The 16,886-nt window shown below is 47.0% G+C and carries 14 protein-coding genes and 1 tRNA gene; 10 read left to right on the top strand and 5 right to left on the bottom strand.

Annotated elements, in window-relative coordinates; all coding sequences use genetic code 11:
• Positions 1 to 8: 8 nt before the first annotated feature.
• From B5G11_RS06525 to B5G11_RS06555, 7 genes are all read left to right on the top strand, one after another.
• Positions 9 to 4,508 carry a PolC-type DNA polymerase III gene (locus tag B5G11_RS06525; RefSeq protein ID WP_087252582.1) on the top strand — a complete coding sequence of 1,500 codons (4,500 nt, stop codon included), beginning with the start codon at positions 9 to 11 and terminating at the stop codon, positions 4,506 to 4,508.
• Between the two features lie 164 nt (positions 4,509 to 4,672).
• Positions 4,673 to 5,983 (top strand): phenylacetate--CoA ligase, encoded by a 1,311-nt coding sequence (locus B5G11_RS06530; RefSeq protein WP_087252583.1) that lies wholly within the window; start codon positions 4,673 to 4,675, stop codon positions 5,981 to 5,983.
• A gap of 1 nt (position 5,984) precedes the next feature.
• Entirely contained in the window at positions 5,985 to 7,739 is a 1,755-nt protein-coding gene (iorA, locus tag B5G11_RS06535) for an indolepyruvate ferredoxin oxidoreductase subunit alpha (RefSeq protein ID WP_087252584.1), read from the top strand.
• Complete coding sequence (locus B5G11_RS06540; RefSeq protein ID WP_087168454.1) at positions 7,739 to 8,308, top strand: indolepyruvate oxidoreductase subunit beta; 570 nt, start codon at positions 7,739 to 7,741, stop codon at positions 8,306 to 8,308. The genes iorA and B5G11_RS06540 overlap by 1 nt, the downstream gene beginning before the upstream one ends.
• Positions 8,309 to 8,317: 9 nt before the next feature.
• Positions 8,318 to 8,734, top strand: a complete 417-nt coding sequence (locus B5G11_RS06545) for an ACT domain-containing protein (protein ID WP_087168453.1) — start codon at positions 8,318 to 8,320, stop codon at positions 8,732 to 8,734.
• 12 nt (positions 8,735 to 8,746) lie between these two features.
• Positions 8,747 to 10,072, top strand: a complete 1,326-nt coding sequence (locus B5G11_RS06550; protein ID WP_087168452.1) for a phenylacetate--CoA ligase — start codon at positions 8,747 to 8,749, stop codon at positions 10,070 to 10,072.
• An 11-nt stretch (positions 10,073 to 10,083) separates the two neighbouring features.
• Positions 10,084 to 10,518, top strand: a complete 435-nt coding sequence (locus B5G11_RS06555; protein ID WP_087168451.1) for an amino acid-binding protein — start codon at positions 10,084 to 10,086, stop codon at positions 10,516 to 10,518.
• A 118-nt stretch (positions 10,519 to 10,636) separates the two neighbouring features.
• Here B5G11_RS06555 and B5G11_RS06560 read toward each other — a convergent pair whose 3' ends face one another.
• A complete protein-coding gene (locus tag B5G11_RS06560) occupies positions 10,637 to 10,837 on the bottom strand; it encodes a cold shock domain-containing protein (RefSeq protein ID WP_087168450.1) in 201 nt (66 codons plus the stop codon).
• 234 nt (positions 10,838 to 11,071) lie between these two features.
• Here B5G11_RS06560 and B5G11_RS06565 point away from each other — a divergent pair, with 234 nt between their 5' ends.
• Positions 11,072 to 12,100: an ABC transporter substrate-binding protein gene (locus B5G11_RS06565; RefSeq protein WP_087252585.1), complete on the top strand. Its 1,029-nt coding sequence runs from the start codon at positions 11,072 to 11,074 to the stop codon at positions 12,098 to 12,100.
• A 195-nt stretch (positions 12,101 to 12,295) separates the two neighbouring features.
• On the opposite strand, the gene B5G11_RS06570 is transcribed toward B5G11_RS06565, so the two are convergent.
• The 3 genes from B5G11_RS06570 to B5G11_RS06580 all read right to left on the bottom strand — a co-directional run bounded on the left by B5G11_RS06570 (position 12,296) and on the right by B5G11_RS06580 (position 13,573).
• Positions 12,296 to 12,937: a formate/nitrite transporter family protein gene (locus B5G11_RS06570; protein WP_087252586.1), complete on the bottom strand. Its 642-nt coding sequence runs from the start codon at positions 12,935 to 12,937 to the stop codon at positions 12,296 to 12,298.
• A 200-nt stretch (positions 12,938 to 13,137) separates the two neighbouring features.
• Positions 13,138 to 13,208, bottom strand: a tRNA-Gly gene (locus B5G11_RS06575).
• Between the two features lie 107 nt (positions 13,209 to 13,315).
• Positions 13,316 to 13,573 carry an HPr family phosphocarrier protein gene (locus B5G11_RS06580; protein WP_087168447.1) on the bottom strand — a complete coding sequence of 86 codons (258 nt, stop codon included), beginning with the start codon at positions 13,571 to 13,573 and terminating at the stop codon, positions 13,316 to 13,318.
• A gap of 286 nt (positions 13,574 to 13,859) precedes the next feature.
• Here B5G11_RS06580 and B5G11_RS06585 point away from each other — a divergent pair, with 286 nt between their 5' ends.
• Entirely contained in the window at positions 13,860 to 14,153 is a 294-nt protein-coding gene (locus B5G11_RS06585) for a phage holin family protein (protein WP_087252587.1), read from the top strand.
• Between the two features lie 3 nt (positions 14,154 to 14,156).
• Complete coding sequence (locus tag B5G11_RS06590) at positions 14,157 to 15,581, top strand: GH25 family lysozyme (RefSeq protein ID WP_087252588.1); 1,425 nt, start codon at positions 14,157 to 14,159, stop codon at positions 15,579 to 15,581.
• Between the two features lie 48 nt (positions 15,582 to 15,629).
• Here the strand turns inward: B5G11_RS06590 and B5G11_RS06595 are convergent, their stop codons facing one another.
• Complete coding sequence (locus B5G11_RS06595) at positions 15,630 to 16,832, bottom strand: diguanylate cyclase (RefSeq protein WP_087252589.1); 1,203 nt, start codon at positions 16,830 to 16,832, stop codon at positions 15,630 to 15,632.
• Between the last annotated feature and the right edge of the window lie 54 nt (positions 16,833 to 16,886).

Here is a 16,886-nt window from a genome sequence, read left to right on the forward strand (position 1 = left end):
TATGACATATGGGAAAAGACTTTTTTGAAGTGTTTCCGACTCTGAACCTTTCGGAGGAGACAAAATTTCTGCTGAAAGATGTCAGGGTTACGAAAGTTTCAACGAATTCAACAAGAGATTTTATCCGGATTTATCTGTTTTCCACCCATCTTCTGCAGAAAAAAAAGATTTATGAACTGGAATATGCTATCAAGCATCAGTTGTTTGACCGGACGATGATCCAGGTGGAGATTCTGGAGAGCTATCAGCTGTCAGAGCAGTATACGCCGGAAAACCTGATGCACGAGTATTATGACAGTATCCTTCTGGAGCTGGAGCAGAGAAGCGCCGTTGAGAGAAGCATGTTTGAGCATGCGGACTATGATTTCGAGGACAGCGTTCTGAATCTGAAGCTTCAGAATTCTATCGTGGCAGAAGGAAAGAAGGAGGCGATTGTAAGCCTCCTTTCCGAAGTGTTTAATGACCGTTTTCATGTGCCTCTTTCCATTAAAGTCGGCTATCAACCGCCGAAAAAAAAGAGCGCGCTTGAGTTTAACGAACTTCAGCTTCAGGCAGAAGTGGATGAAATTATTGAGAGAAACGAGGCACTCCGCAAGGAGAAACGGAAAAATACGGAAGAGGCGGATGCCGGAGAAAACGGGACAAAAGAAGAGAAAACAAAATCTGCTCCAAAGACATTGAAAGAAAAGCGGTTTGGAAAAGAGATGAAGAAACCGTTTGTCAGACGTGATTTCAGAAAATCGGATGATCCGAACATGATTTACGGACGTGACTTCGATGATCCTCCGATCGAACTCTCCCAGGTGTTGGGTGAGATGGGCGAGATCACCATCCGGGGAAAGGTCATCAGCTTTGATACGAGAGAGATCCGGAATGAAAAGACGATCCTCATGTTTGCCATCACCGATTTTACCGATACGATCGTTGTCAAGATGTTTGCCAGAAACGACCAGCTCCCGGACCTGCTTGGCGACATAAAAAAGGGTGCATTCCTGAAAGTAAAGGGGATTACCACGATCGACAAATTTGACGGGGAGCTGACCATCGGTTCTGTGAGCGGAATCCGGAAAATCAGTGACTTCACCGTGCAGAGAAAGGATCTCTACCCGGAAAAGCGTGTAGAGCTGCACTGCCATACGAAAATGAGCGATATGGACGGGGTATCGGAAGTCAAAGATATTGTAAAGCGTGCGCATGACTGGGGACACAAAGCGATTGCCATTACGGACCACGGTGTCGTTCAGGCATTCCCGGATGCCAACCACTATATCGAATCTCTGGATAAAGATGATCCGTTTAAAATTATTTACGGCGTGGAGGCGTATCTGGTGGATGATCTGACGGAGATTGCCCAGGGGGCGAAGGACCAGACTCTTCAGGATACATATGTGGTATTTGACCTGGAGACGACCGGATTCAGCCCGATTCAGGATAAGATTATCGAGATCGGAGCGGTCAAGGTGGAACATGGAGCGATCACAGAACGTTTCAGTACTTTCGTCAATCCGCAGATTCCGATTCCGTTTAAGATCACAGATCTGACCGGTATTACCGATGACATGGTGATGGATGCCGAGCCTGTCGAGGAAGTCCTTCCAAAATTTCTGGACTTTGTGGGAGATGCGGTTCTGGTAGCCCACAATGCAGGATTTGATGTCAGTTTTATTGAGCAGAACTGTAGATATCAGGAGATCGAGAAGGAATTTATATCGGTGGATACGGTGGCCCTCGCCCGGGTGCTCCTTCCGACTCTTTCCAAGTATAAGCTGAATGTTGTGGCAAAGGCACTGAACATTTCGCTGGAAAATCATCACCGGGCCGTGGATGATGCCCAGGCGACGGCCGAGATTTTTGTCCGGTTTGTCGAAATGCTGAAAGACAGGGAAATTTTTACATTGAAAGAGCTGAATCACTTCGGCTCCATGAATCCGGACGCAATCCGGAAACTTCCGTCCCACCATGCGGTCATTCTGGCGAAAAATGAGACCGGGCGTGTGAATCTGTACCGCCTGATTTCCATGTCCCACCTGCAGTATTTTTCCAGAATGCCGAGAATTCCAAAGAGCGAATTTTTACGGTACAGGGACGGACTCATTATCGGAAGCGCCTGTGAGGCAGGCGAACTGTTCCAGGCTGTCTTAAATGGAAAATCAGAAGAACAGATCGCAAAGCTGGTGAATTTCTATGATTATCTGGAAATCCAGCCGATTGGGAATAACCGGTTCATGATTGCAAGCGACCGGGTTTCCAATGTAAAAAGCGAGGAGGACCTGCGGGATCTGAACCGGAAAATTGTAAGGCTTGGCGAGAAATTCTGCAAACCGGTTGTGGCAACCTGCGATGTTCATTTCCTGGATCCGGAGGACGAAGTCTACCGTAGAATCATCATGGCGGGAAAAGGCTTTTCCGATGCGGATGAACAGGCACCGTTGTATCTACATACGACGGAAGAGATGATGGAGGAGTTTTCCTACCTCGGAGCGGCAAAAGCCCATGAGGTTGTAATTGAGAATCCGAATAAGATTGCGGACATGATTGAAAAGATTGCTCCGGTCCGACCGGACAAATGTCCTCCGGTCATTGAAAATTCCGATCAGACCCTGCGTGATATCTGTTATAAAAAAGCCCATGAAATGTATGGAGATCCCCTCCCGGACGTCGTGACGGAACGGCTGGAGAGGGAGCTTCATTCTATTATCTCCAATGGCTTCGCCGTGATGTATATTATTGCCCAGAAGCTGGTATGGAAGTCCAATGAGGATGGATATCTGGTTGGTTCCCGTGGATCAGTCGGATCTTCCTTTGTTGCTACCATGGCAGGAATCACGGAGGTCAATCCGTTAAGCCCGCATTATTATTGTCCGCACTGCCATTACAGTGACTTTGATTCCGAGGAAGTACGCGCGTTTGCGGGGGGCTGCGGATGGGATATGAAGGACAAGGACTGCCCGGTATGCGGACATCCGCTCGTCAAAGACGGGTTCGATATCCCGTTTGAGACTTTCCTTGGGTTTAAAGGAAACAAAGAGCCGGATATTGACCTGAACTTTTCGGGAGATTATCAGAGTAACGCTCACAAGTATACGGAAGTCATCTTTGGAAAAGGGCAGACGTTCCGCGCGGGGACCATCGGTACCCTGGCGGACAAGACCGCATTCGGATTTGTGAAGAACTATTATGAAGAGCGGGGCAGCAGGAAGCGAAATTGTGAGATCGACCGGATCGTACAGGGATGTACGGGAATCCGGAGAAGTACAGGGCAGCATCCGGGAGGAATTATCGTTCTTCCTCACGGTGAGGACATCAACTCCTTTACCCCGGTGCAGCATCCGGCAAATGATATGAATACGGATATCATTACGACCCATTTTGACTACCACTCCATTGACCACAACCTATTAAAGCTTGACATTCTGGGACACGATGATCCGACCATGATCAAGACACTGGAGGAGCTGATCAATTCGGACGCCATGGACAATGAATATGACGGCGTAGAGAATGTATTTGACGCCAGAGATATTCCGCTGGATGACCCGAAAGTCATGTCGCTGTTTGCCAATACGGAGGCACTCGGCATCACGCCGGATGACATTGACGGATGTCCGGTTGGATGCCTTGGTATTCCAGAGTTCGGAACGGACTTTGTTATCCAGATGGTAGTAGATACAAAGCCCAAGACCCTCTCCGACCTGATCCGGATTTCCGGGCTTTCCCACGGAACCGATGTGTGGCTGAATAATGCGCAGACGTTGATTCAGGAGGGAAAGGCAACGATTTCCACGGCGATCTGTACCCGTGATGATATTATGACTTACCTCATCAACAAAGGGATGGACAGTGAGCTCTCTTTTACGATCATGGAGAAAGTGCGAAAGGGAAAAGGACTCACGCCGGAGTTTGAAGAGTCAATGAAAGAGGCTGAAGTACCGGACTGGTATATCTGGTCCTGTAAGAAGATCAAGTATATGTTCCCGAAAGCGCATGCGGCCGCCTATGTTATGATGGCATACCGGATTGCCTACTGTAAGGTCAACTATCCACTTGCGTATTATGCTGCCTACTTTGGAATCCGTGCAGACGCCTTTTCCTATGAGCTGATGTGTCAGGGAAAGGAAAAACTGGCATACCATATCCGGGAATATAAAAGCAGACAGGACCGGCTGAGTAAAAAAGAGCAGGATACGATGAAAGATATGAAGATCGTGCAGGAAATGTATGCGCGAGGTCTGGAGTTTATGCCGATTGATATTTATGAGGCAAAAGCGACCAAGTTCCGGATTGTGGACGGAAAGCTGATGCCGCCCCTTTCCAGTATCGATGGAATGGGAGACAAGGCGGCAGAAGCGGTGGAACAGGCATCGAGGGACGGCAGGTACCTTTCAAAAGATGATTTCCGACAGAGAACCAAGGCCAGCAAGACGGTGATTGATAAGATGTCGGAACTGGGACTTCTTTCCGATCTTCCGGAATCCAATCAGTTATCTCTGTTTGATTTTGCAGATTAATGCTTTAAACGAATAAAGGAATATGATATACTAAAGAGGATAAGCCAAAGAGGCGGGTCCTCTTTTTTCTGTGCAAAAAGCCGGAAAGACTTCTGCACAGAAGGCATTGCATGGAACAGGGAAGCGTTTTATTCCTAAATTAATCTGACCAGGAGGAAGAAAAAATGATATGGGCAAAGGAGGAGACACTGCCTAGAGAAGAACTGGAAGAGATCCAGCTCCGGAAGCTGCAACAGACAGTTTCCTACATCTATGAGAGGGTGGCTCCTTATCGGGGGAAAATGGACAAAGCAGGGGTGGCTCCGGAAGATATCCGTTCGCTGGATGACTTGAGGAGACTTCCGTTTACAAGCAAAAAGGATTTCAGAGATAATTATCCGATGGGGCTGTTTGCGGTTGATAAAAAGGAACTGGTACGTTTTCACGCAAGTTCCGGCACGACCGGAAAACCGACGGTTGTCGGATACACGAAAAACGATCTGGATATCTGGCTGAATAATGTAGCAAGAGTTGCCTGCATGGGAGGAGCGCGCGCAGATGACATCGTGCAGCTCTCATTTGGATACGGCACCTTTACCGGTGCGCTGGGACTGCACGGAGGACTGGAAAAGATCGGAGCTGCCGTGATTCCGATGTCATCCGGCAATACGAAAAAACAGATCATGTTTCTAAAAGACATGGGCGTGACACTTCTTGTGGCGACACCGTCCTATGCGCTGCATCTTGGCGAAGAGATCCGCAGGGCCGGGATGGATCCGGCGAAAGATCTGTGCCTTCGGACCGGACTCTTCGGAGGCGAAGGAATGACCGAGGCGATGCGCGAGGAGATGCACCATGTATGGGGCGATCAGTTCTTCTGCACGCAGAATTACGGCATGAGCGAGCTCTGCGGACCGGGTGTGGCAGGCGAGTGCAGAGAGCTTTGCGGCATGCACGTAAATGAAGACTGGTTCATACCGGAAATCATCGATCCGGAGACAGAAGAAGTGCTGCCGCCGGGAGAGCGTGGAGAGCTTGTCGTGACCTGTCTTGGAAAGGAGGCTCTTCCGATTATCCGTTACCGGACCGGAGATATGACCCGGATTTTCTATGAGCCGTGCAAATGCGGAAGAACGACCGCAAGAATCGAAAATCTTTCCGGAAGGGCAGATGACATGCTTGTCATCCGCGGCGTCAATGTATTCCCGACGCAGATCGAAGAAGTACTGCTCAAGATCGATGAGATCGGACCACACTATGAAATCCTTGTAGAAAGAAAGAACAGACTGGACGTTATGACCATCACAGTGGAACTGATTGATGACAGGCTGCTTGACAGCTACGGAAAACTCAGCGAACTGGAAAAGAAGATCAAGGCGGGACTGAAATCCCAGCTTGGCCTCGCAACAGAAATCCGGCTGGTAGCGCCTTATTCTCTGCAGAGATTTGAGGGAAAGGCAAAGAGAATCAAGGATTTACGAAAGGATGGATTATAGAATGTCAGAATCAAAGAAAGTCATAATGCTTGGAAACGAAGCAATCGCAAGAGGGGCGTATGAAGCCGGAGTCAAGGTGTCGTCAGCCTATCCGGGAACGCCGAGTACGGAAATCAGCGAAAATCTCGTGAAATACAGGGATGATCTGTACGCGGAGTGGGCACCGAATGAGAAGGTGGCGGCAGAAACCGCGATCGGAGCCAGCATCTCAGGAGTACGTGCCATGGCATGTATGAAGCACGTAGGGCTCAACGTAGCTTCCGACCCGCTCTATACGGTTTCTTACATGGGAGTCAACGGAGGACTGCTCTTTATGGTGGCGGACGATCCGGGACTTTACAGTTCCCAGAATGAACAGGATACGAGAATGATTGCAAGGGCTGCGGGCGTGCCGGTTCTGGAACCGTCAGACAGTGCGGAGGCAAAAGAGTTTGTCAAAATCGGATTTGAATTAAGCGAACAGTTTGACCGTCCGGTCATCTTCCGTATCACCACAAGACTGGCACACTCTCAGGGACTTGTGGAACTCAAAGACCGGGAGGAGATTCCGGACAAAACATATGAAAAGGATATCCGGAAAAATGTCATGATGCCTGGAAACGCAAAATTCCGGCATGTGGAAATCGAAAAGAGAAATAACGAATTAAAAGAAGCGGCAGATACGCTTCCGATCAATAAAATGGAGATGAACGATACCAGAATCGGAGTCATCACAAGTGGAATTCCGTATCAGTATGTGAAAGAAGCACTGCCTCAGGCTTCGGTTCTGAAGCTTGGCATGGTCAACCCGCTTCCGGAAAAACTGATCCGGGAGTTTGCATCTAAAGTTGAGACACTGTATGTGGTGGAGGAACTCGATCCTGTCATCGAAGAGCAGGTAAAATCCTGGGGTATTCCTGCCATTGGAAAAGAGATCTTTACCATTCAGGGAGAATACAGTTCCAATATGATCCGCAAGGCCATCCTCGGAGAAGAAGTACGGATGGATCCGCCGACAGATGTGCCGCAGCGGCCGCCTATTCTCTGTCCGGGATGCCCGCACAGAAGCGTCTTCTATGTTCTCAACAAATTAAAGATGCATGCGGCAGGAGACATTGGATGCTATACACTTGGAGCAGTGGCACCGCTCAGCGTGGTGGACACGACAATCTGTATGGGAGCAAGTATTTCCAGCCTCCATGGAATGGAGAAAGCAAAAGGAAAAGAATACATCAAAAACTGGGTGGCAGTAATTGGAGATTCGACATTTTTACATACCGGTGTCAATTCCCTGATGAACATGGTTTACAATCAGGCTACCGGAACGGTGCTGATTCTGGATAATTCCACTACCGGAATGACCGGCCATCAGGATCATGCGGCGACCGGAAAAACACTTCAGGGAGATCCGACTTACGCAATCAACATTCCGAATCTGTGCCGTGCAATCGGTGTGCCGAATGTACAGGAAATCAATGCTTTTGACATTGTAGCGCTGGAGAAAGCGATTAAGGAAGAAGTGGCAAAAGACGAAGTATCCGTCATCATTACAAAGACACCATGCGTACTTCTTGACAAGAGACCAAAACCGCTCTATGCTGCGGATCCGGAAAAATGTAAAAAATGCGGCATGTGTATGAAACCGGGCTGCCCGGCCATGACAAGAAATGAAGACGGTACGATCCGGATTGACGACACCATGTGTACCGGATGCGGACTCTGTGAATCCCTCTGTAAGTTTGGAGCGATTGAACTGGTAAAGGCAGGTGAAAAGTAATGGGAGTAAAAAATATTATGATCGTCGGTGTCGGAGGCCAGGGAACACTTCTGACAAGCCGGATTCTTGGAGGACTTGCACTGGATGCAGGATATGATGTCAAACTTTCTGAGGTCCATGGAATGGCGCAGAGAGGAGGAAGTGTTGTAACCTTTGTCCGCTATGGAGACAAGGTGGCAGAACCGATCGTGGAGGAAGGCTGCGCAGATATTATTATCGCGTTTGAACGTCTGGAAGCACTGCGCTATGCACATTTTCTGAAAGAAGGGGGAGCACTGATCCTGAATGACTGGAGGATCGATCCGATGCCGGTTGTGATCGGCGCGGCCAGGTATCCGGAACACATCATTGAAACGCTGGAAGAGAAACATAAAGTCTACACTGTCAACGCGACGGAGGAGGCCAAAAAGCTTGGAAATCCAAAAGTATTCAATATGATTGTTCTCGGTATCGCATCCAGACATATGGATTTCACAAAAGAACAGTGGTACCGGGTGATTGAAAAGACGGTGCCGCCAAAGACAATCGAGATCAATAAAAAGGCATTTGAAACAGGAGCAGCACGATAGGAGGACGAAATGAAACAGGTATCGGTATTTGTGGAAAACAGACCGGGAAGTCTGATGGAAGTAACCTCAAAGCTGATGGAGGCGGAGATCAATATCCGTGCGGTTGCTTCGTTTGATACTCCGGAGTTCGGAATCCTGAGGATGGTGGTGGACCAGCCGGAACGGGCGAAAGAGACGCTGACCAGACTGGGATTTGTGGTACGGATCTATGACGTGGTCGGAGTAGAATTAAAAGATGAAAAAGGAAACTTAAACAGAATGCTGTCCATTCTGGCTGACGGACAGATCAATCTGAATTATATCTATTCGTTCGTGATCCGTGATAATAACGCACCGGTGATGGTATTTTCGACAGATGACATGGAACGTGCGGAAAAGATTCTTGCGAAGGCAGGAGTAAAGCTTGTCTCGGATGAGGAGTTATAGGAGGAAAAGAGCATGATAACAGACAAAACATGGAAGGAACAGATCCGTGATCCGCAAGCAGAATGTATGAGCGAAGATGAACGGATGGTACTTCAGGGGGAAAAACTGAAAAATCTTGTAAAAAGAGTGTACGGGGTCGTTCCTTTTTATACGGAAAAGATGAAAGAACTCGGTGTAGAACCGGGAGATATCAAAGGAATCGAAGATATCACGAAACTTCCGTTTACGACAAAGGAGGACCTGCGTGACAACTATCCGTTCGGATTTCAGGCAGTGCCGAATGAAAAGATCGTAAGAGTTCAGGGAACGTCCGGCACGACCGGAAAACTGACGGTCATGGCCTATACGCAGAAAGACGTGGACATCTGGGGCGAGTGTGTGGCGCGCTGCCTTACGATGGCCGGACTGACAGCGCAGGACCGGATTCATGTCTGCTATGGATATGGACTGTTTACCGGAGGAATGGGACTGGATTTTGGAGCGCAGAAGCTTGGAGCCATGGCAATCCCGATGTCAGCCGGAAATACGAAACGCCAGTTGATGTGTATGGAAGATTTTGGCGCCACGGCGTTTGCCTGTACACCGTCCTATGCGATGCATCTTGCAGAAGCCATGCAGGAAGCAGGTGTCGTTGAAAAGATGAAAATCAAGGCGGCAGTATGCGGAGCAGAACCTTGGACTGTGGAGATGCGGCACAAGATCGAGGAGATTCTGAAGATCAACTGCTTTGATATTTACGGGCTCTGTGAGATCAGCGGACCGGGTGTTGCGATGGACTGCATCCACCATGAAGGACTCCATGTGAATTCTGACTTCTTCTATCCGGAAGTACTCGACCCGGCCACACATGCGCCGTTGAAAGACGGAGAGACCGGAGAGCTGGTATTTACCACGCTGGACAAGGAAGCCGTACCGTTAATCCGTTACCGGACGAAAGACCTTACAAGCATCTGCCATGAGACATGCAAATGCGGACGTACAACACCGAGAATTTCCAAGTTCAAAGGACGTACAGATGATATGAAAGTCATCCGCGGCGTCAATGTATTTCCGACTCAGGTGGAAACAGCACTCTTTGGAATTGGAGAAGTCATTCCGCATTATCTGCTGATTATCGACAGAGAGGACAATATGGATGTACTTACGGTCATGGTAGAAGTGGATGAGAAATTTTTCTCGGATGAAATCCGGAAACTGGATGCACTCCGCCATAAGATCGGTGATGTCTTAAAGCAGGCGCTTGGCGTTTCTGTCAGAGTCAAACTGGTAGAGCCAAAGACGATCGAGAGAAGTGAAGGAAAAGCAAAACGTGTAATTGACAACCGGAATCTTGTATAGGAGGGAAAAGCATGAGTACAATTCAGCAGTTATCGGTATTTCTGGAAAACAGAGAAGGAAGACTCGATGAAGTTCTGCATGCGCTTGGAACGAACGGCGTCAATATTGTCGCCCTCAGCCTTGCAGATACAACAGAGTACGGGATGTTAAGAATGATTGTCTCAGACCCGGAAAAGGGGAAAGAAGAGTTGAAGAAGATTGGAATCACGGCAATGCTCACACCGGTTATTGCCCTGAGAGTTCCGCATGCAACCGGGTCTTTGAGCAAAGCGATGCATCAGCTTGTGGAAGGCGGAATTAACGTAGAATATATGTACGCATTCGCGAACGGTAAAGATGCTTCCGCAGTCCTAAAGACAGATGAGCCGGAAAGAGCGGCAGACATATTGAAGCAAAGTGGATTCGGTGTCTGGAAAGCAGATGAGGCTTATAAAGCAAATTTATAAAGAAACGTATCAAAAAAGGCTGTCATCGACAGCCTTTTTTGTAATCCAGATTCTATGGCTTTTAAATATCTAAATTGAAAAACGAATTTATATAAATAAAAGATGCATACAATTTCGATTATAACCTGGTCACATTGACAGCCTGAGGACCTTTTTCTCCTTCTGTTACTTCGAATTCAACAGACTGTCCTTCTTCCAGAGTCTTGAATCCATCCATATTCAGTCCGGTATAGTGTACAAATACATCGTTTCCGGATTCATCACAGATAAATCCATATCCCTTCTGGTTGTTGAACCATTTTACGGTACCCTTGTTCATAGTGCTACCTCCATAAAAAATAAAAACAATAAGCCATACATCGAATATACGATGTTACTAGAGCATAGCACTTTTTGCGTGAAAAGTCAATGATTTGTCGAGAAATATAGAGCGTAAAAGAAGAATTGTCCGAATTTCAATAAAATTCTGATAAATACGGAATGAGAAGCGGCCTTCACACCTTTCGTGGGAGTGCATAATCTGATGGTATGAAACAGTTTTGTGGAGGTTATTATGAAAAAGAAGCTTTTGTCCGCACTTCTTGTTGCTGCTCTCGCAGCATCTGTACTTGCCGGATGTGCAAAAGAAGAGACCGGTTCATCAGAATCGGACAAAAAGGAGGAAACCAGACTTACAAAAGTAACTTTGAATGAAGTTGCCCATTCCATTTTTTATGCCCCGATGTATGTGGCTATCGAGGAAGATTATTTTAAGGACGAAGGGATCGACCTGGAACTTGTCACCGGATTTGGAGCAGACAAAACCATGACGGCAGTGCTCTCTGGTCAGGCGGACATCGGATTTATGGGATCGGAATCTTCCATTTACACGTATAATGAAGGTGCCAAAGACTATGTTGTCAATTTTGCCCAACTGACACAAAGAGCAGGAAACTTCCTCGTATCGAGAGAACCGATTGAAGATTTTTCATGGGAAGATCTGAAAGGGAAGACGGTCCTTGGTGGCAGAAAAGGAGGAATGCCGGAGATGGTCTTTGAATATATCCTGAAACAAAACGATATCGATCCGGAAAAAGATGTAATGATCAATCAAAACATTGATTTTGGTTCCACAGCAGCCGCTTTTTCCGGTGGACAGGGAGACTTTACGGTAGAATTTGAACCGGGGGCCACCACACTGGAAGCTGCCGGAAAAGGCTACGTTGTTGCCTCGCTTGGCAAAGAGAGCGGTTATGTGCCTTATACGGCATTCTCAGCGAAAAAGAGCTATCTGGAGGAGCATCCGGACCTGATCCAGAGTTTTACGGATGCCCTTCAAAAAGGGATGGATTATGTAAATACACACACACCGGAGGAAATAGCAAAAGTCATCCAGCCACAGTTTAAAGAAAATGATCTGGAAACAATCACAACGATCGTTTCACGGTATTATGAGCAGAAGACATGGAAAGAAGATCTGATATTCAATCAGGACAGCTTTGAATTATTACAGGACATTCTGGAGGATGCCGGCGAACTGGATTCCAGGACTCCGTACGAAGATCTTGTCACAACGGAATTCGCAAAAAAGGCTGCGAAATAAATTTTTAATACTTTTTTGATATTTTGAACACACTTTCTTCACAATTGACATGTATTATGAAACTACAAAGTAAGTAATACTTTGTGAATAAACTTTTTCATAACTTTTTCCCTCAGCCAGTACATTCCCTGTACTGGCTATTAAAATGCAAAAAACAGGAAAGAGCACGTACATACGAAACTCTTTCCTGTCTTTTTATTTTGCAGATGTGTCCAGACGTCGGATGGAGTATCCGACAGCGGCACCGCCGATGATATTCCCTATCGTCACACAGAAAAGCACTTTCAGGATCTGATCCGGGGCGATCGGGAAATTGAAAGCATATACGGACAGATAATACATATCCGCTACTATATGTTCAAATCCGCAGAAAACGAAGGCGGTGATAAACAGCCATACATAAAAAATCTGGGCGAAAGATCCCTGTTTCTGCCGGATTCCTCCGACGAAAACCGCGAACGCTACAAACAGGCCGCAGAAGATACCAAGAAGAATCAGGCTGACCGGGGAATCTCCGATCTTCGGTGTTACGATTTCTTTCACACGCTCAAGAATTCCAGCCTCAAATCTTGTAAAATGAATGAGTACGGCAACAATCAGTGTACCGATCCCGTTTCCGATCCAGGCAATCGCCATATCGCTGAACCGGTAAGAACGATCATAGGCCGCAAGAGGGCAGACCCTTGTAAATAACCGGTTGTGAAGATTCAACACAAGTAAAATACCTGTTGAGAAAAAGAAACTTGCGATGATCTTGTCCGGTATACTTAAATACACCATGGCGCCCATGGCAATGTATGCCCCTGCAATAATACTGCTGATCCACTTTTCTTTCATATTAACTCCTCATCACTTCTTAATCTTGTCGTAAAGATACTATGTACCGGAGAAATTGTACCCATATTTCCGACAAAAAGCAAGCTTTTTATCGAATAAAAAAATAACCAGAACATGCACACGCATATTCTGATTACCATTTGGATTCCCTTTTTGAAAGCCCCGGTATCGAAAACCCGGTCAAACCAAGGGCTCCTGACAGCAGATAACGGGAGTCGAACCCGCCTTTCCAGCTTGGGAAGCTAGCGTTCTACCGATGAACCATATCTGCAGATAAATACAGTATATCACTTCCCGGAGAAAATGCAAGGGAAAGACTTCCGGTTTTCCGGATTCCTTTCCCTCTGCATATTCCGCTATTTTACTGTGTACCGGAATCTATAAATTTTCACTGAAGAATTTCTGAAGTGTTTCAACTGCCTGATCTTCGTCTTCACCTTCAGCTGTCACTTTTACTTCCATGTCTTTCTTAACGCCAAGTCCCATTACACCGAAGATTGTTTTTGCGTTTGCAGCTTTGCCATCCTTTTCAATCTTGATGTCGCTTTTAAATCCTGCTGCAGCTTTTACAAGCAGTCCTGCCGGTCTTGCATGGATTCCTTCTGGATCAGTGATTACATAAGTAAATTCTTTCATTGTCTGTTTCTCCTTTTCTTTATCTACTTCCGTCCAAGTGCTGCCGCATCGTATGCACTGCCCTGGAAGGGTACTTCCGTTCAGTTTTTGTACATACTGTCAGTACCTGTATTTATGCTAACACAAAAGTGTGCTAAAGGCAATAATTCGGGGACAAAAGCACTGCTTTTTTTAGGAAATATGGAAGGAAAAATGAGAAAATTCCATGTTCCGAAATAGAAATTTTCACATAAATTAGAGTGAAGAGGGGAATAGCCTCCCGGAAAAAAAGAAAGGATGGAAAAATATGGAACTGATTACGGAGTATATCAAACCGGAACTGATTGTAGTCGCAGTTGTATTGTATATTGTAGGCATCGGCCTAAAGAAAACGACTGTAGTGAAAGACAAATGGATTCCGGTGATTCTTGGAACCGCCGGTATTTTGCTCTGCGGCATCTGGGTATTTGCAAACGGACCAGTGGGCTCAGGACGGGAAGCGGCACTTGCGATATTCACGGCCATTGTTCAGGGAGTTCTTGCTGCAGGAGCAAGTACTTACGTCAATCAGATTTTGAAACAGTTGCAAAAGGAGGAATAGGCTATGGCATATTATGCAGACATTTCCCGGTACAGGCCGGTTAAAGACTGGAGGCTTGTAAAGAGAAACTGTCCATTCTTGATCTCAAAGGCGACGGAAGGGACGGATTACACAGATCCTACGCTGGATGATTTTATCAGAGGCTGTGAGAACAATGAGATTCCATACTGGCTGTATGCCTATCTCCGGAACGGGAATGAACCGGCTCAGGCAGTCTTTCTGACAGAGGTTTGCAAGGCCAGAGCCGGTAAATATTTTGTCGGATACGCGCTTGATGCGGAAGAGGGAAATGCGGCCACCGACGTAAAGAGAGCAATGGATTATCTTGCCGGAAGCGGAAAGAAGTTCATGCTGTACACCGGTTATGCGGATTACAGCAGATATCAGGAGATTATCCGGTCACGCCCGTCCGGCTGCGCATGGTGGGAATCACGGTATGGCCTGAATAACGGGACTTATAATTCCGGCTATCCCTGCCACAGTGGAGTAGATCTTCATCAGTATACGAGTATCGGGCACTGTCCTGGAATTACCCCGCAATGCGATCTGAACCGGCTGACGGGAAGCAGGACGGAGGCGTGGTTTTGTACAGGAGAGCAGACAGCAGAAGATCAGGATGGAACAGTCCTTGACCATGCGGGCGTTTTTCAGGAGAGGAAGGACCGGAAAGGAGAAGTGTCCTACCAGGGTCATCTTCGTGGTATCGGATGGGCAAACTGGCAGTGTGACGGAGCAATGGCCGGCAGTACCGGACAGAGCAGGAGAGTGGAGGCACTGCGGATTTCTCCAGTGAAGCATATGGATGTGACCGTACATATCCGGGATATCGGTGACAAACTGTACAAAAATATTACAGAATCTACAATTATCGGAACAACCGGGCAGGAAAAACGGCTCGAAGCACTGAAAATTGAATCCGGGGATACAGTATATTTGTACCGTGTGCACCAGAAAAATCTCGGATGGAGCAGGTGGTGTGTCAACGGACAGTGGGCCGGTGAAAAAGGGAAGTCGCTGCAGATCGAGGCAGTGGAAATCCAAGTTGCGGATATTGCCTATCTGGCACATGTGCAGGGAAGCGGAGATACCGTCTGGATGGCGGACGGCATGACTGCTGGAACGACCGGATCCGCCCTCCGGCTTGAAGCCCTGCGGATTAAAAGCCAGCACTGCGGCAATATCGAGGCACAGGCCCATATTCAGGACGAAGGATGGATCGACTACGGGACAGTGAATCAGAATATCTTGATCGGAACGGCCGGGGAAAAGAAACGTCTGGAATGTCTGCGGCTGAAAGGAAATTTCGAGTGGAGAGCACATATTCAGGGAACCGGATGGACTCAGTGGACCCGGGCGGATGGCGTGTCCACTCTTGGCACAGTCGGACGGTCTCTCAGAATGGAAGCAGTCGAAATGAGGAAAATATAAAAATCTCCGGAGGACATTCTCCGGAGAAAAATGAGGCGGATGTGACATTCAGGATCCGTTGAAGATATGAATATTATTTTTACCATTTGCCTTTGTGCGATAGAGAGCGCGGTCGGCTTTCAGGAGCAGACTTTCATAATCGTCTCCGGAGCCGCGTGAAGCGATTCCGGCACTGTAGGTGATCCGGATGGTAGTTCCCCCTATGCTGTCCGGAGAAAGCGCGGTATTCAGAACATACCGCGCTTTTTTTATGATATTTTCCAGCGCCTGGTCAACAAACAGAATCAGAAATTCATCTCCGCCAAAGCGGCAGATGTAATCTTCCGATCCAAGCATGGAAGTGAGTTTACGCGCGGTCATACGTATGATTTCATCTCCGGTCCGGTGACCGTAAGTATCATTGATCCCTTTGAATTCGTCGACGTCTATGATCATCAGATGAACAGGAGTATCAGGTCTGGAACCGGTAAAACAGTAAAAATAGTATTCAAACATGGATCTGGTAGGAAAACGTGTCAGTCCGTCGCTTTTCGCCAGCAGGTCTTCGCTGACCTGCATATAATTCATGATTTTCCCTTCTGAATTGCGAATCGGGATCAGACGGTTTTTGTCATGACCGATAAATACACCATTTTTCCGGTATCGTGTTTCATATTCCTGCGTTTCTCCGTCAGACGCACGGCACAGGATCTCATCTAGGCTTTTCACAAGAACATGCCCTCTTTCCAGCTGATACAGGGAAGTGGCCTCAGAATTGAAATAACTGCACTGAGCTGCCTGTCTGTTTTTATAGATAATGGTAGTATCCAGATTGCAGATGACAATTTTGTTCGGCATGTTATTAAGATAGAATTCCAGCCGCTCTCGTTCATATTTCAAACTTTTCATTTCAGTAATATCCATGATCGTGACATACCAGCTGTCATTTTCCGGATCGTATTTTGCGGTGTCGTGAATCCAGAAGATTTCCCCTTTTTTATTATGCATCCGGTATTCGAAGTCCAGATCTTTCCCAAGAGCGATATGTTCCTTGACCGATATCAGAATCGGGGCCACATCATCCACCACCAGATCGGCAAAACGGTTGCTGAATAAAATGGCAAATTCATCCTTCTCATAACCGATCATCTGATAAAAATAATCATTTGCGTACAATATGGTAGAGTACCGGTCGTTTTTACAATACAGTACGCCTGCGTGAATGTGATTCATTATAGTTACAACCCGGCGGTCTAAAGAAGTTTTTGACATAAGTACCTCCCGAAGAATTTCCTTTCTGGTGACAGTATTCCCATCAGTCCGGTT

Source organism: Drancourtella sp. An57, from assembly GCF_002161525.1.
Lineage (GTDB): Bacteria > Bacillota > Clostridia > Lachnospirales > Lachnospiraceae > Sellimonas > Sellimonas catena.

Coding starts and splice junctions, on each gene's coding strand:
- B5G11_RS06525 (WP_087252582.1), top strand. CDS start 9: ATGGGAAAAGACTTTTTTGAAGTGTTTCCGACTCTGAACCTTTCGGAG.
- B5G11_RS06530 (WP_087252583.1), top strand. CDS start 4,673: ATGATATGGGCAAAGGAGGAGACACTGCCTAGAGAAGAACTGGAAGAG.
- iorA (WP_087252584.1), top strand. CDS start 5,985: ATGTCAGAATCAAAGAAAGTCATAATGCTTGGAAACGAAGCAATCGCA.
- B5G11_RS06540 (WP_087168454.1), top strand. CDS start 7,739: ATGGGAGTAAAAAATATTATGATCGTCGGTGTCGGAGGCCAGGGAACA.
- B5G11_RS06545 (WP_087168453.1), top strand. CDS start 8,318: ATGAAACAGGTATCGGTATTTGTGGAAAACAGACCGGGAAGTCTGATG.
- B5G11_RS06550 (WP_087168452.1), top strand. CDS start 8,747: ATGATAACAGACAAAACATGGAAGGAACAGATCCGTGATCCGCAAGCA.
- B5G11_RS06555 (WP_087168451.1), top strand. CDS start 10,084: ATGAGTACAATTCAGCAGTTATCGGTATTTCTGGAAAACAGAGAAGGA.
- B5G11_RS06560 (WP_087168450.1), bottom strand. CDS start 10,837: ATGAACAAGGGTACCGTAAAATGGTTCAACAACCAGAAGGGATATGGA.
- B5G11_RS06565 (WP_087252585.1), top strand. CDS start 11,072: ATGAAAAAGAAGCTTTTGTCCGCACTTCTTGTTGCTGCTCTCGCAGCA.
- B5G11_RS06570 (WP_087252586.1), bottom strand. CDS start 12,937: ATGAAAGAAAAGTGGATCAGCAGTATTATTGCAGGGGCATACATTGCC.
- B5G11_RS06580 (WP_087168447.1), bottom strand. CDS start 13,573: ATGAAAGAATTTACTTATGTAATCACTGATCCAGAAGGAATCCATGCA.
- B5G11_RS06585 (WP_087252587.1), top strand. CDS start 13,860: ATGGAACTGATTACGGAGTATATCAAACCGGAACTGATTGTAGTCGCA.
- B5G11_RS06590 (WP_087252588.1), top strand. CDS start 14,157: ATGGCATATTATGCAGACATTTCCCGGTACAGGCCGGTTAAAGACTGG.
- B5G11_RS06595 (WP_087252589.1), bottom strand. CDS start 16,832: ATGTCAAAAACTTCTTTAGACCGCCGGGTTGTAACTATAATGAATCAC.